This is a genomic window from Exiguobacterium aurantiacum DSM 6208, assembly GCF_000702585.1.
In the GTDB taxonomy this organism is placed as follows: Bacteria; Bacillota; Bacilli; order Exiguobacteriales; family Exiguobacteriaceae; genus Exiguobacterium; species Exiguobacterium aurantiacum.
Genome location: NZ_JNIQ01000001.1, coordinates 1068503 through 1083632, shown reverse-complemented (window position 1 = coordinate 1083632; position 15130 = coordinate 1068503). Strand labels below are relative to the sequence as shown.

Sequence of the window (15130 nt, the reverse complement as noted above, 5' to 3'; positions counted from 1 at the left end):
TTGTGATTCATGACTATCGAACTATATTTTCTGAATATTAGTTCATCTCGCCTCGGTCGGCTTTGTGATTGAGTTCTCATACCGTTTAGGGTATTGTTAAAAACGTTGATTCAAATTTCAAAATCCACCAAAAGTCCCACGAATTCATTTCCCCGCTTTCAAAAAACTGACAGTTAATTTCTTGAAAATCGGGTACTATACGAGGGAGGGCATTTTCATAATGCCAGTTTGACTTGAAGAAGGAGATACCTTAGATGAACAGCTTAGACATCGCACTCGCCACCTCTATTCCTTCCGCTCAATTCGACTTCGACCATACCGACCTGACATTTCGCGCCACCGAATGGGAGACGTACCGTCCGGAACACGGGAAACCGTTCCAACAACGCGATCGGCACCTGACCGTCTATCCGCTCAAAGAACTGAGCCGAGCGTTCAGCGTCGCCGGCATTCCCCGCAGCCAGCAACAATTGATCAAATGGGAGACCGACGGCGTCTTGCCGCCGACCCCGTTCACGCTTGGCCGCAAACGGTACTATTCAGAAAATCAGATTCGCACGATCGTCGACATCGCATTGGAATGCGGGCTCCGGCCACGGACGCACGTCAAAAAGACGGGCTTCTCTGAATTGGCCCATAAAGAATTGTCGTACATACTCCAATTTGAACTAGCGGCTGAACAACCGCAAACAGGAGAAAGACCGCCTTCCCTGACATAAAACAGGAAAGGCGGTCTTTATGGATTCATCGAGATGGCGCTCAAATATAGATCGAGGGAGGCCTCGGTTTCCGCTGCGACGAGGTCGATGAAGTCAGCATACTCTCCTGACGTATGGGCCCGGTCAAGCGCGTTGTAGTAACTTAAACGATTCTCGACCCGAATGACGATCGGTGGATAACCTGACTTCATTAATTCCAAGTTGAGAAGCAATCGAGAAGTACGGCCGTTGCCATCGATAAACGGATGAATGCCGACAAATTTCCCATGCAAGAGCGCTCCCCGCTCGACAGGATGCAACGATGTCGCGTCTGTCTCATACCACTCCATGAGCCGTTCCATCTGTTCTGGAATCAAGTATGGGGCTGGCGGCACATGGGCCGCACCGGCAATGAACACTTGCTGGTCTCGGTACACACCTGCGTAAGCATCATCGATCCCTTTTAAGACGAGACGATGCAAGGTTTTAATTTGCCATTCGCTTAGCGGTTCCTCGCGGCGAATGATGTCTTCAACATATAAAATCGCTTCTTGGTGGTTGATGACTTCTAAATGTTCACGCATCGTCTTCCCGCCGACCGTGATGCCTTCCAAGACGACTTTCGTCTCATTGATGGTCAACGTGTTGCCTTCAATCGCATTCGAGTTGTACGTCCATTCTAAAAATAATTTTTCACGTAGACTTTGGAGTGTGTACGTCGGCAATGGTCGATGGAGGTCCAATTGTTGTTTTTTTTGAATCAGCTGCTCAAACATCATGCTCTCCTTTCATCCCGTCTTGTTCTTTTCATTATATGCTGAACAACCGACGCAAGTCGATTTCGACCACGCGCCACTACAAACCGACGAGGAGACATCGTCATCGACTCATAACTTCTCCCGCGCCGCTTCCGGCACGTCAGACGCCCCGACCTCATCGTACGACGTGACTGCATCGTCTTTCATATAAAGCATCAAGAAGGCGCCTTGGCGTAACACTTTAGCGGCGCTGAACGTGACGTTTTGTGGCTCGCCGTCTTTCGTGTACGCTTTCGTCTCATACGTATAACGGCGGACGACCTCCCCCGAGTCGAGCGTCGTCTCTTCGACGTTCGTCACCTCCCCGACTTGAACATACACGTTCTCCTTGCCGAGCCGATTCCAGTCGATGTTGATCACCCCGACTGCCACGAGGACGAACGCGAGCGTGAACCCAATGATTTTCTTCATATTAATTCTCTCCTTATAAGACAGATTTTGTGAAACGCCGGACCGTCAACACGTAATAGAGGGCGTAAATCGCAGAGTAGACGGTCATCCAAACGACGACCGGCACGGTGAAGTCCATCGCGAACAGACGCGAGAACGCGATCAAGGCGACGCTCGCATGGAGCAAGCCGAGCACATACGGCGCCAAGAAGACGACGGCGACTTGATGACGGATCGTCTGCTTGATGTCGCGTTTTGAGATCCCGACTTTACGCAACACCGCGTACGTCGCCCGGTCGGCCTCGGCTTCGGTCATCGTCTTGAAGTAGATGACGCTCCCGGTCGCGACGAGGAAGACGAGCCCGAGGAAACTGCCGACGAAGAGGAGCGCCCCGTTCACGGCCATCGTGTCACGGTACAAATCGGTCGCGCTCGAGAAACTCGGTAGTCCGGATAAGCGTTCCGACAACGCCGCCTGGTCTTTATAGTCGGCGACTTTCACCGCGTGATACGACACCGCGTCACCGTCGATCGCTGCATAGACGTCGTCACGGGTGACGAGGAAGATGCCGCCGAACGTCATGACGTTGAGCGGGGTCGCTTCGATGCGCTCTTTGACGGGATACGTCGTGCCGTCGACTTCGACTTGATTCATCTCGTCATTGAACCGCTCATCAAAGAACGGGTCGACGAGACGCACTTCGTTGCCACTGAGGGCGGTCGGCTCCTCCCAATCGAGTCCGTCGACGAGCTGTCGATATGTCGATTCATCGATGACGCCATATTCGCGCTCCCCGTATTCATCTGGGACCCGTACCGTCTTTTTCCATACATCCACCTCGGCAATCACGTCCGCATCGATCGGTCGCGCGTCCCCTTCCCAGGCGAACGTGTACGGCGCGAACGACGTGACGTTCTCCTCGGCGTAGTAATAAAGACTGAAGATGGCGCCACCGGCCGTGATCGCCGTCGCGCTGATGATGCTGATGAGCGTGAGCGTCTTGGCGTTGCCGCGGATCCGGTATAACAGCTGTGACGTCGTCAACACGTTCAGGCGCCGCCACGACCAGTTCTCATTCGCTTTCATGCGGCCGAGGATGAAGACGAGGACACTATGAAACAAGAGCGCCGACCCGACGACCGTGAGCCCGATGATGAGGAGCGGCATGGCGAGGCTGAGCATTCTCCAAAGCGGCGACGTCAAATCCTGGAGCGCGAGCCAGTAGGCGACGGCAAGCGTCACGACACCACCGAGCGCCGCGAACACGTTCGCTTTCGGGACGTCCTCCCCTTTTTTGTCGGCGTGGAACAGGTCGATCAGTTTGAACCGATAGATGACCCGATACCCTTGGAACGACGTGAACAAGAAGATGCCGAGAAAGACGAGAAACGTCTCGACGAGCGCCGACCGTGAGAACGCGAACCCGATCGACAAGTCGCTGCTCATGAGCCGAAGCAGCACTTGCAACAGCGCGTTCGCCCCGACGACACCGAGCCCGATGCCGACGATGAGCGAGACGGCACCGATGACGAGATTCTCGAACAAGAGCAACTGCCCGATCTGTTTCTTCCGGACGCCGAGGAGCGAGTAGAGCCCGACCTCACGCTTGCGACCCCTTAAGAAGAAGGCGTTCGAATAGGCGATGAACAAGGCGACGAAGATAAGCAAGATGAACGTCGAGGCGCTCATGAGCCCGCTGATCTGTTTCGACGTCTCGGCGAGCGCACTGATCTCGCCGCTATGTTTGAGCGTCGCGAACGTGAAGTAGATGATGATCGAAAAGATCGTCGTCCCGACGTAGAGCGCGTAGCGGGACAAGTTGCGGGCGACGTTCTTTTCCGCCAAATCAAAGAGCGTCATCGGGCGCACCGCCTTTCAACTCTTCTAAAATCGCCTCATAGAACGCGTCGCGTGACGTCGCGCCGCGGATGAGTTCTTTCGACAGACGCCCGTCCTGAATGTAGAGGACGCGACGGCAGAAGCTCGCCGCATAGGCGTCGTGCGTCACCATCATGATCGTCGTCTCGGCCTCGTTCAGCCCGGCGAGCGTCTCGAGCAGGTCGGTCGCCGACTTCGAGTCGAGCGCACCGGTCGGCTCATCGGCGAAGATGAGCAACGGGTTCGAGATGAGCGCCCGGCAGACGGCCGTCCGCTGTTTCTGTCCGCCCGAGATTTGGTACGGGTATTGATCGAGGATGTGGGTGAGCCCGAACCGTTTGGCGAGCGCGTCGACTTGTTGACGCGTCTCTTTGATCGGCGTCTTCGAGACGGCGAGCGGCAGCAAGATGTTCTCGCGTACCGTGAGTGAGTCGAGCAAGTTATAGTCTTGGAAGATGAAGCCGAGATGGTCGCGCCGGAAGTCCGACAGCGCCTCTTCGTCGAGCGTGGCGATATTCTTCCCGTCGACGAGGATGTCCCCTGCTGTCGGCGTATCAATCGTCGCGAGCACGTTCAACAGCGTCGACTTGCCGGCGCCCGACGGCCCCATGATACCGACGAACTCGCCGTGGTCGATCGTGAATGAGACACCATCGAGCGCCTTGAACGTCGTATCGCCTTTCCCGTATGTCTTTTCAATGTGGTTGACTTGTAATAATGATTCCATGAATAGCACCTCTTTCTAACGACTACATTACAGGCGCCACCTTAACTGAAAATCACGCGTACCTTACGAAATCCTTAAATGGTATGATTTGTTCGAGAGGTGATCACATGGAACAACCACGCATCCTAATCGTCGATGACGAGAAAGATTTATGCACACTCATTCAAAAAGCGCTCGAGAAAGAAGGCTTCACGCACATCGAGACGGCGCACACGGTGAAGAGCGGGATCGAGACGTTCCACACGTTCCGGCCGCACATCGCCATTTTGGATGTCATGTTGCCGGACGGGGAAGGCTATGACTTGTGCCGACAAATCCGGACGACGTCGAACATCCCGATCCTGTTCTTGTCCGCCAAGTCTGACGAGGTCGACAAAATCCTCGGCCTCGCCATCGGCGGCGATGACTACATCACGAAACCGTTCAGTCCGAAAGAAGTCGCTTTCCGCATCAAGGCACAGTTGCGACGGGTATCGATGTATGACGCCCCGGCGCAACAAGACGTCCTCGTCGGTCCGTTCCGGATGAATGCGGACGGCAACGAAGTATATTTACATGACAACCGGCTCGAGCTGACGGCAAAAGAAGTCGGGCTGCTCGCCTGTTTCCTCCGCCACCCGAACCAGATCCTCAGCAAAGAGACGCTGTTCAACCGCGTCTGGGGCGAGGATTTTTACGGGTCGGATAACACGGTCATGGTGCACATGCGCCGCCTCCGTGAAAAAATTGAGCCCGACCCTTCCCGACCGACGTATATCGTGACGGTCAAAGGGCTCGGCTATCGTTTTCACGTGTGAGGAGGACAAATGATGAAATGGAAACTGACCGGACGCTATCTCGTGTCCATCCTCCTCATCGTCGCGACCGTCATCATCTTGAACGTCACGATCCTCGTCGTCCTGCTCGTCAATGAGCGGACCGGGCTCGATGACGTCGAGAGCAATTCCGGCGAGACGTTCACCCGCACGTTCAACCAATATATGACGCTTGAAGACGGCGAACCGGTCGTGTCCGAGGCAGGGCTCGAGGCGCTCGAACGGAACAACGCCTGGCTCCAGGTGCTCGATGAGTCCGGGAACGTCGTGACGGAAGCGCGCGCCCCCGAGACGGCGCCCGACGCGTACACGCCGCTCGAACTGATTCACATCTATAAATACAAAGACGACGACTTGACGCTCTACTTCGTCGGCGGCTTCGAATCGTATAGCTATCTCGTCGCCTTCCCGGAAGCGACGGAAGGACGGCTCGTCACGATGATCGACCCCGAGTCGCTCATCGCCTACTTGTCGAGGGCAGGCCTCATCTTGCTCATCGTCGATCTCATCGTCGCCGCGCTCATCGGGCTCGCGTTCAGTTCGCGCTTGACGCGGCCCGTCTACCGGTTGACCGAGCGGATCGCCCAGCTGAAGGCACGCGACTTCTCGACCGTCGACCCGAAGCGTCCCGGCATCTATCGGCCCGTGTTCGCGAACTTGAACGACGTCTCGCAGACGCTCAAGACGTATGAACGGGAGCGCGAACAGCTCGACGTCCGGCGCAAGGAATGGATGAGCAACGTCTCGCACGACTTGAAGACGCCGCTCGCCTCGATCCAAGGCTACGCCGAGTTGCTCGATGACACGGACGTCGACGAGACGGAGCGACGCCAGTACGCGGCCGTCATCGAACGGCAGGCGCGTTATATGAAAGAGTTGCTCGACGACTTCAACTTGACGATGCGGCTGCAACACGGGGACTTCCCGCTCGAGAAAGTCGAGACGCGACTCGAGCCGTTCGTCCGCGAGCTCGTCATCGACGTGCTAAACGACCCGCGTTTCAGCCACCGTACACTCGAGTTTTCAAGTGTTGACGCGGCGACGCGGCAAATCGATGAGCACTTCATGAAACGGGCGCTCTTAAATTTCATCTACAACGCGCTCGTCCATAACGACGATTCGGTGCGCGTTTCGGTCCACGTCGACGGGGAGACGATCACGATCGCGGACGATGGGCGCGGAATCGATGCGGCCGACTCGCCGTACATCTTCGAACGGTATTATCGCGGCACGAACACGGACGATGCGCTCGGGAGCGGCCTCGGCATGGCCATCTCGCGCGACATCATCGAGGCGCACGGCGGGACGGTCGCCGTGACGAGCGAGACCGGCGCCGGGACGTCGATTCAGATCACGTTGCCGCAAGCTCCATGAAGACACAAAAAAGGTTCGCCGCGGCGAACCTTTTTTGTCATGTCGTCTCATATTCAGCGATCCACTGTTCAAGCTCCTCGATCGGGAGCGGGCGCGAGAAGTGGTACCCTTGCATCTCATCGCAACCAAGTTTCTTCAGCGTCCGGCGCTGGCTGTCCGTCTCGATGCCTTCGCATACCGTCTTCAAGCCGAGGCCGCGGGCGAGCTCGATGATCGACTGGACGATGACGTTGCCGGTCGGATCGTTCTCCGTCGCTTGAATGAACTGGCGGTCGATCTTGATCTCATGGATCGGATAGTGCTTCAAATAAACGAAGGCCGAGAATCCGGTGCCGAAATCGTCGATCGAGATCGAGAACCCTTCAGTCCGAAAGGCGACAAAGCGTTCGATGACATGTTGCTGGTTCTCCATGCCGACGCTTTCTGTGATCTCGAACGTCAAATACGTCGGACAGACGCCGATATCCTTGACGATCCGGGCGAGCTTCTCGACGACCCCTTCGGACAAGAAGTGCCGCGCCGACAAGTTGAGGGCGAGCCGATACGGGCGGCCCGAAGCGTGCCACGCTTTCAGCTGCCGGCATGCGAGCACGAGCATCTGTTCTTCGAGGGCGATGATGACGCCGGTCGACTCGGCGAGCGGGATGAAGTCGAGCGGTGGAATGACCCCTTTCTTCGGGTGCACCCAACGCATGAGCCCTTCGAACCCGTTCAACTGTCCTGTCAGCGCATCGATCTTCGGCTGGTAATACAGTGTGAATTCGTTCAAGGCGATGCCTTTGCGGAGATTCATCTCGAGCGTCAGCTGGGCCGTCGCCTGTTCCCCCATCTCTGCCTCGTAGAACGTGACGACGCTGCGCTGGACGTTGCCGCTCTCGGCGATGCGTGTCGCATGGATCAGATCGAGCGTCGACCGCGCCTTGTCCTCGATGGCGATGAAGGCGCTCATCGTCAACACGACGTCTAACGCACCGACGGCGTACGGTTCTTTCGTCACCGTCTCACAGAGCATGTCGGCGATGCCATACGCTTTGATACGGTCGCCGTAAGGCGTCCAAATCATGAAGCCGGACTGGGAAATACGGGCGAGCCGTGACGGTTCGACGACGAGACTGAGCCTTGTTGCGACTTCTTTGACAAGCGCGTCCGCTTTCTCGAGACCGAGCGCGTCCTCGACCGCGCGGAACTTGTCGACTTTCACGTAGATGAGCGAACCGAGGTGGTGGCTCGCCTCTTCGCGGAGACGGTCAATCTGCTCGACGAAGGCGTTCTCGTTCATGAGCCCGGTCAGCGCGTCCGTATAGGCGAGACGGGTGACGTGCGCCTCGATCGACTGGCGCTCGAGCCGCAAATACAGGATGGCGATAAAATCTGACAGCGTGCTGACGATGAGTTCTTCCATATACGTCCACACCCGGGGCGTGAACGTCTCACAGCAGATGACGCCTTTCGCCAACGTGTTCGCATAGATCGGGGCGTCGAGCATGGAATAGATGCGTTGTCCTTCGACGAAGTGTTGCGTGTACAGCTCTTTCACCCACGGATGGCTGCGTACGTCCTCGAACGGGAGGACCCGGTCCGTCCGGAGCGCGTCGAAGTAGACCGGCGCGTCCGCGCGATAGACGGTCAATTCCGGGTGGCTTATCCCCGCCTCTTTCGAATAGGCGACTTGGCAGCTGATCGACGCATATGTGTTGTCGAAGTGCCAGATCGAGACGGTGTCGACGTCGAGCATGTCGGCGACGACTTCACACATATAGCCGATCGCTTCGTGCACGGTCTCCTCGTTCACGTCAGGCATGCGGACGAGGTCGAACAGTTTCTCTTGATGTTTTCGATACGATTGTGCGGAAAAGTTCCCCTCGGTCATAAGTTCACTACCCTTGTCTAAACGTTTTAAGTTAATGATAGCACGAATGACAAGTGATAACGATTTCCAAAATTCAACAGAAAGTCAATTTCTGATTCACCCTTTTTCCCTATCTGTTTCCAATTTGACCTATCAAAAAATATTGACCTCCTTTTCAACGGATTTGGGCCGAATGAGTCCTTCCCCCCATTGCCTGCCTATTTCCGAAAACCGTACAATAAACGTGTATTGATTGTTCTCGACAAATGCCAAACTCCATCTACGAAGGAAGTGACTCCATGGATCATAAGTCCGGCCTCATGTACTCATTCGCTGCTATCGCCGCCGTAACCGTCCTCGCCCAGGCCGATGACGCTTCTGCCGCCAGCACCCATACCGTCCGCGCCGGAGATACGCTCTGGTCGATCAGCCAACAGCACAACGTACCGCTTTCGACATTGAAATCAGTGAACAACTTGTCGTCCGACCGCACCGCCATCGGACAGACGTTGAAGCTGTCGTCCAGCCCTGCGACGCTCACAGCCGCGAGCACGACGACGCAAGCCAAGCGTACGACGACGGCCAACTTGAACCTCCGCTCAGGCGCAGGAACGACACATAGCATTCTCCTCTCCATCCCGAAAGGACAAACGCTCACACCGCTCAAGACGAGCGGCGTTTGGTCGCAAGTGACGTATAACGGGAAGACGGGCTGGGTGCATAACGACTTCTTGACTCCAGCCGCAGCTGCCCCGGCCGCACCGAAGCCAGCGGCCCCGGTCGTCACGCCGAGCGCTGCGACGACGTCGAAGACGACCGTCAACTTGAACTTGCGCGCCTCGAAATCGACGAGCGCCCGCGTGCTCATGACGATCCCGAAAGGACAGACGGTCACTGTCTTGAAAGTCGAAGGCTCATGGTCACACATCAAATACGGAACGCAAACGGGCTTCGTCGCGAATACATATTTAACGAAAGCCGCCGCCTCGGCATCCACTCCAGCCCCGGCACCAAGTGCTCCGGCGGTGCCGGTAGCACCGGCCCAACCGGCGCAAGTGAAAGAAGAGCGCATCAACGTCTCGTACGTCACGACGGCCAACTTGAACGTCCGTCAAGGCGCAGGGACCGGCTTCGCGCTCGTCACGACGATCCCGAACGGTACGACCGTGACGGCGACGAAACAAAACGGTTCGTGGGTGTATGTGACGTACAACGGTAAATCGGGTTACGTCAGCACCGGTTTCTTGAAACAGACGACGACCGCGCCGAGCGCACCGGTCGCCCCGAACTTAGGGGACGCCGGCGCCGGCAACACCGACGTCGACTACGTCGTCAACACGCCGTCGTTGAACGTTCGCGCCTCGGCGACGACGAGTTCGGCCGTCATCGGCAACGTCACGGCCGGTCAGACGCTTCGCGTCGTCCAGACATCGAACGGTTGGCATCAGATTTACATCGGCAACACGACCGGGTTCGTCTCGGCCTCGTTCGTCAAACAAGTTCCGAAAGGCACGGCCGCCACACCGACGTGGGTGAGCGGGTCGTTTGATTCGCATACGTTCTTCACGGCGAGCCCGGCCGCGATTCGGGCCCAAGCGAGCGACACGAGCGCAATCGTCGGCTCGACGCTCCGTGGCGGCTTGTTGAACGTCATCGGTGAGACGGCGACCCATTACCGGCTCGCCGAAGGGTTCGTCTCCAAGACGTTCGTCACGCAAGTGAACGGCCAGTCCGCCCAGGCGACACGTCTCGCGACGATCGCCGTCGCCCAGCGCTTCGTCGGGACGCCATACGTTTGGGCTTCATCAAGCCCGGTCAACGGCGGCTTCGACTGCTCCGGCCTCATCTTCTATGCGTTCAATCAGGCGGGCGTCAACATCCCGCGCACGAACGTCGCCAACTATTGGGGCGGTGCTTATTTCGGTCCGCAACTACCGAAGTCGTTCACGCCGCAAGCAGGCGACCTCGTCTTCTTCGAGAACACGTATACGGCCGGTCCGTCCCACATGGGCATCATGATCAACGCCGATACGTTCATCCACGCCGGCACGTCCGGTCTCGGTTACAACCAAATCAGCAAAGAACCGTACTGGCAATCGCGCCTCATCGGTTACAAGCGCCCGTGACTTTCGTCGCATCCTGAAAACCCGACCTTAGTCGGGTTTTCTTTTCGATGTGCAGGATTTCACACCGATGACTCGAAATGCGATATAAGATAAGAAGAAAAAAGGAGGTGTCCGATGGGTCAAAATCGTTTCGCCAAAATCCCGTATCGGATTTACACGATGGGACTCGCCATCGCCTGTCTCCTCGGCGCGCTCTTGTTCGGGCTCGGGTTGAGCTATTATTGGAAAGAAAAACATGTCGTCGTCGACCAGACGGTGACGAATTTGAACCATGCGGCCGACCTCGCCGGCGTCGAGTCGTATCTCGTCCTCCATCACGCGGCCAGGCTGTATGAGACGAACTCGAACCAGCCGACATCCCTCCTCTCGGCCCCTTATCGGGAACGGGCACTCCAGTACAACGTCCAACTCCGCGACGACTTCGAGACGGGGGTGAACGAACGGGAACGGGAGGCGCTGCTCGCCTTCTCGGAAAACCTCGAGACGACACTTGACGAAGAGCGGTTCAATACGGTGCCGTTCGATGTCATCGAATCGATCGACCGCCGTTGGCTGTACCAAGGGCTCGAACGGACCGCCCAAGAAAACACCGCCTACGAGCTCACCGACGCCGTCATGCGCATGCAGATGACGTTCGTTCAAAACGTGACGAACTTGCTCGCCGAGACGCCAGACCGGGACGCGCTCGAGAACGAGATCGCCCCGCTCGCGAACGAGGCCCGGTTGCTCGAAGAGATCATCGCGACTGACCCGTCGTTGCAACGAAAATCGGTCGCCGACTTGATCGAGTCCGCCCTCGCCTTGAGCCGGCTGGCGACGACCGAATCGACGCTCGAGGCCCGTTACGTCAACGGCACGACGTTTTACGAAGACACGCATGACGTGCTCCGCTCGGTCCGGTCGACAGCCGAGACGACACTCGCGACGGAAGGGAACCGTTACGGAGCCCTCGCCATCGCCGTCTTGTTGATGACGATCCTCTTGTCGGCAGGGTTGCTCGCGGCGCTATGCCTCACGCGGAAATCGTACGCCCATGATCTCGACCATCTGAAAGCGCGCGCCCTCGCCATCGACCCGAGCACGGAGCCGGTCGAGGCGACGTTCCCGAAAAACCACGACTTCCGCGGCATCGAGGACGAGCTGCGCGAGATCGCCGTCAGCGTCCATTCGACCGTCCATACGCTCGAGACGCAATCGACGGATTTGCTACGGTACCACGAACGCTGGTCGTCCCTGTTCTCCGAGACGGGCCTTGCCATCGCCCTCGTCGATGACACGTACGACTTCATCGAACGGAACGACGTGTTCCGCCAGTTTTTCGGGGAGCGCAACTTGTATGAGATCAATCAGCTTTTCACCGACACCGGACGCCGCCTCTTCCGCGAGGCGCTCGACGGGGTGACCGAGCACGGGACGAGCGCCCAGTTCATCTTGCACTTGAAAGGCGAGCACGTCCGCTTCTTGAACGTGAAAATTATCCCGCTCAAACGCGGCGAAGCACTGACGTATTACCTCATCTTAGAAGATGAGACCGAACGCGTCGAACGGGAGCGAAAAGTCGACCGGCTCGTCCGGTTCGACATCGCGACCGGGCTTTACAACGAGTACGGCTTCGTCCAGGCGTGGGCGAAACAAGACATCGACGGCTCGTTCGTCGTAATCAAGTTGAACGATTTCCACCACCTCGTCGACTGGTACGACGCGACGTACGCCGACCTGCTCATGACGGAGTTCGCCCGCAACGTCGAAGACCGGCTCGGGAAGTACGCCCACCACTTGTTCGGACGCTACCGGGATGATACGCTCATGTTATATGTCAAAGGCTTCACCGCCGCGGACGAGCATGAATTGCTCGAGCTGTTCCCGACAGAGCTCCTCATCAACCAGAAACGCCAGACCGTCCACATTCAGATCGGGGCGACGCACACGACGCCAAAGTACACCGACTGCCTGTTCGAGGCGACGAAAGCGCTCCAGCACGCCAAGGAGACGCGGACACCGTTCGTCTGGTACGACGCGAGCATCCTCGCCCAGCTCCAATGGGCCGCGCTCATCGAGCAGGCGCTTCCCGATGCGATCTCAAAAGGACAGATCACTGTCGCCTATCAGCCGCAAGTCGAGTTGAAGACGGGCCGCATCGTCGGCGCCGAGGCGCTCGCGCGGTGGCGCCACCCGGAAATCGGGCAAGTGCCGCCGAACGAGTTCATCCGCATCGCCGAGCGTTCCGACCAGATCCTCTGGTTGTCGCACTCGATTCTCGACCAGGTCATCGCCCAGCTCATCGCTTGGCGGGACACGCCGTTCGCGGACATCTCGCTGTCGTACAACTTGTCGGCCCATTCGGTCGACCCGTCCATCGTCGCGAAACTGCGGGACTTGATCGAACCATACCCGTGGCTCCCAGACCGGCTGAAGATCGAACTGACCGAGTCGGCCGACATCATGTCACACACGGGCGAACTCGACCGGCTCGAAGACATCGCCGACCTCGGCTACTGTCTGTCGATCGACGACTTCGGGACCGGCTACGCCTCGTTCGAAGCGATCTGGCATTTGCCGATTCAAGAAGTAAAGATCGACCGGATGTATGTGAGCGGTAAAGCGAAAGACAGTACGTCGTTCCTCCGGGCCGTCTCCCGCTTCGCGAGCGAACAACAGCTCACCTCGCTCGCCGAAGGCATCGAGACCGAAGAAGACCTCATCCGCATCCTCGCTGAAGGCGTCGACATCGGACAAGGTTACTATTACGCCCCCGCCCTCGAGACGAACGCGTTCGAGGCGTGGGTACGCGAAAAAACGGGCCACCTCGAAACGTGACCCGTCCTGGCCGGCTGACCTCGTGTCAGCCGGTTTTTCGTTTGAACATGTTCAGCACGAGCTTCAGCGCGATCAAACCGAAGATGATCGGCAAGACGACCGGCAACGAGCCGCGCGGCAACAGGCCGAAGACGATGAACACGGTCATGCCGACCGTAAAGAACAGCTTGATGCCCCGGTCCGTCGTGAACTTGTCCCACTGCCAGACGAGCAAGAGCAACGCGAGCGGCGGGAAGAAGAACGTCAGGAAAAAGAACGGCATGTTGCGCGTGTACCAAGGATTCATCGCTCGATCACCTCCTCATACAACGTCCTCGTCGCCGCCTCCGTCTCGAGGTTCAAATAGATCGGTTTGCCGCTCCAGTCGATGCGGATGACCGGACCGACGTCCCGATTGATGAAGAGGAGCACGTCTTCTTTATAAATCGTCTTGAAATGACCGGTAAAGCGCCCAGTCGTCACCGACCCGTTCTGTCTACGCTCGACACCGGGGAACGACGTCAACATGACGGCCGTCATGTCGTCGTACGGCACGGTTTGACCATAGGCGCCTTCGATGACGAGCGCCGACTCGGTGAGGGTGACCTCGGTCGGCTGCGAGAACCAAATCAACAGGCCTGGCACGACCGTCAGCAACAGCACGGAGACGAGCGCGAGCGGGATCAGTTTTTTCTTCCCACCCGGACGAAACCGGCCGGACTCGTCAAAGATGTTGCCGTCATACGCTTGGGCGCGCCATAAGATCACGACGACGAACAAGAGCAGCCCGATGAAGAACGGCTCGAGCGGGATGTTCAAACGGAACGTCTCGATGGCGGCGATGAGGAGAAAGATGACGCCGATCCCGTAACACATGATGCCGATGAGCCGGGCGACCGACTTGATGTCGACGCGGTCTTTCCGTTCCTGTTTCATCGTATTGTACCCTGAGATGAGGAAATGCCAGCCGAACCGATGGACGGCGAAGCCGAGGAAAAACATAAGTACTGCCGCGATAACTAAAACCCACATGGATGGTCCCTCCTTCTCTTCCATTCTACGTGAAAGCGAGGGAAACGTTCCAACAATCGTCAGACACGCATAAAAAATCAATCATCTCGTATACTGACGATAAATCAGGACAAGGGGGAATTCGATGTATCGCACGAAACAAGACTTCATCACCGATTGGGAAGCGTCATCCCGCGGCACGCTCGACGTGCTCCGCGCCGTCACCGACGACGCGCTCACACAAGCAATCGTCCCGGGGCACAACTCGCTCGGCTGGATCGGCTGGCACGTGACGACCGCGCTCGGTTACTTCACGAACTTGCTCGGCTTTCGGCTGTCGGCCTTGAAATCACTCGCGCAACCGGCCGAAGCGAAAACGATCGCCGACCAATATGAACGGTACGCACGAGAGATCGCGGACGCGGCCGAACAGTTCACGGACGCGTACTTGCTCGAAGAAGTCGACGTCCACGGCACGATGAGACCGCGCGGCGCCGTGCTCCGGATGATGATGGACCACCAGACGCACCACCGCGGACAGATGACGGTGTTGCTCCGCCAGGCCGGTTTACCGGTCCTGGGCGTCATGGGTCCGACGAAAGAACAGATGGACGCCTAAAGACCCGCCGCCGGCGGGTCTTTGTCAT

13 protein-coding genes are annotated in these 15130 nt (G+C 57.6%); 6 read left to right on the top strand and 7 right to left on the bottom strand.

All coding sequences use genetic code 11. From position 1 onward, the window contains the following. Window positions 1-254 precede the first annotated feature (254 nt). Window positions 255-719, top strand: coding sequence for a MerR family transcriptional regulator (locus tag P398_RS0105840; protein WP_029334420.1), 465 nt, complete (start codon window positions 255-257; stop codon window positions 717-719). 17 nt (window positions 720-736) lie between these two features. Here the strand turns inward: P398_RS0105840 and P398_RS0105835 are convergent, their stop codons facing one another. From P398_RS0105835 to P398_RS0105820, 4 genes are all read right to left on the bottom strand, one after another. Next, the gene (locus tag P398_RS0105835; protein ID WP_029334419.1) at window positions 737-1474 is read right to left on the bottom strand and encodes a Fic family protein; all 738 of its coding nucleotides are present in this window, start codon (window positions 1472-1474) and stop codon (window positions 737-739) included. 111 nt (window positions 1475-1585) lie between these two features. After that, entirely contained in the window at window positions 1586-1927 is a 342-nt protein-coding gene (locus P398_RS0105830) for a YxeA family protein (RefSeq protein ID WP_029334418.1), read from the bottom strand. Between the two features lie 13 nt (window positions 1928-1940). Beyond that, a complete protein-coding gene (locus P398_RS0105825) occupies window positions 1941-3767 on the bottom strand; it encodes an FtsX-like permease family protein (RefSeq protein WP_029334417.1) in 1827 nt (608 codons plus the stop codon). Further along, entirely contained in the window at window positions 3754-4512 is a 759-nt protein-coding gene (locus P398_RS0105820) for an ABC transporter ATP-binding protein (RefSeq protein ID WP_029334416.1), read from the bottom strand. The genes P398_RS0105825 and P398_RS0105820 overlap by 14 nt, the downstream gene beginning before the upstream one ends. 107 nt (window positions 4513-4619) lie before the next feature. Between P398_RS0105820 and P398_RS0105815 the strand changes: the two genes are divergently transcribed. Both P398_RS0105815 and P398_RS0105810 read left to right on the top strand, forming a co-directional pair. Further along, on the top strand, window positions 4620-5309 hold the full coding sequence (locus P398_RS0105815) for a response regulator transcription factor (RefSeq protein ID WP_029334415.1): 690 nt from the start codon (window positions 4620-4622) through the stop codon (window positions 5307-5309). A 12-nt stretch (window positions 5310-5321) separates the two neighbouring features. Next, window positions 5322-6701, top strand: coding sequence for a sensor histidine kinase (locus P398_RS0105810; RefSeq protein WP_034798943.1), 1380 nt, complete (start codon window positions 5322-5324; stop codon window positions 6699-6701). A 37-nt stretch (window positions 6702-6738) separates the two neighbouring features. Here P398_RS0105810 and P398_RS0105805 read toward each other — a convergent pair whose 3' ends face one another. Then, window positions 6739-8571 (bottom strand): sensor domain-containing phosphodiesterase, encoded by a 1833-nt coding sequence (locus tag P398_RS0105805; protein WP_029334413.1) that lies wholly within the window; start codon window positions 8569-8571, stop codon window positions 6739-6741. 278 nt (window positions 8572-8849) lie between these two features. On the opposite strand from P398_RS0105805, the gene P398_RS0105800 reads away from it, so the two are divergent. Both P398_RS0105800 and P398_RS0105795 read left to right on the top strand, forming a co-directional pair. Beyond that, entirely contained in the window at window positions 8850-10676 is a 1827-nt protein-coding gene (locus tag P398_RS0105800) for a C40 family peptidase (protein ID WP_029334412.1), read from the top strand. Between the two features lie 114 nt (window positions 10677-10790). Further along, complete coding sequence (locus P398_RS0105795) at window positions 10791-13493, top strand: EAL domain-containing protein (RefSeq protein ID WP_029334411.1); 2703 nt, start codon at window positions 10791-10793, stop codon at window positions 13491-13493. Between the two features lie 25 nt (window positions 13494-13518). Here P398_RS0105795 and P398_RS0105790 read toward each other — a convergent pair whose 3' ends face one another. Together P398_RS0105790 and P398_RS0105785 are read right to left on the bottom strand one after the other, a co-directional pair. Continuing rightward, on the bottom strand, window positions 13519-13779 hold the full coding sequence (locus tag P398_RS0105790; RefSeq protein ID WP_029334410.1) for a hypothetical protein: 261 nt from the start codon (window positions 13777-13779) through the stop codon (window positions 13519-13521). Further along, window positions 13776-14504: a DUF3784 domain-containing protein gene (locus tag P398_RS0105785; protein WP_029334409.1), complete on the bottom strand. Its 729-nt coding sequence runs from the start codon at window positions 14502-14504 to the stop codon at window positions 13776-13778. Before P398_RS0105785 ends, P398_RS0105790 begins: the two co-directional genes overlap by 4 nt. Before the next feature lie 124 nt (window positions 14505-14628). Here P398_RS0105785 and P398_RS0105780 point away from each other — a divergent pair, with 124 nt between their 5' ends. Then, window positions 14629-15102, top strand: coding sequence for a DinB family protein (locus tag P398_RS0105780; RefSeq protein WP_029334408.1), 474 nt, complete (start codon window positions 14629-14631; stop codon window positions 15100-15102). Window positions 15103-15130: the final 28 nt, after the last annotated feature.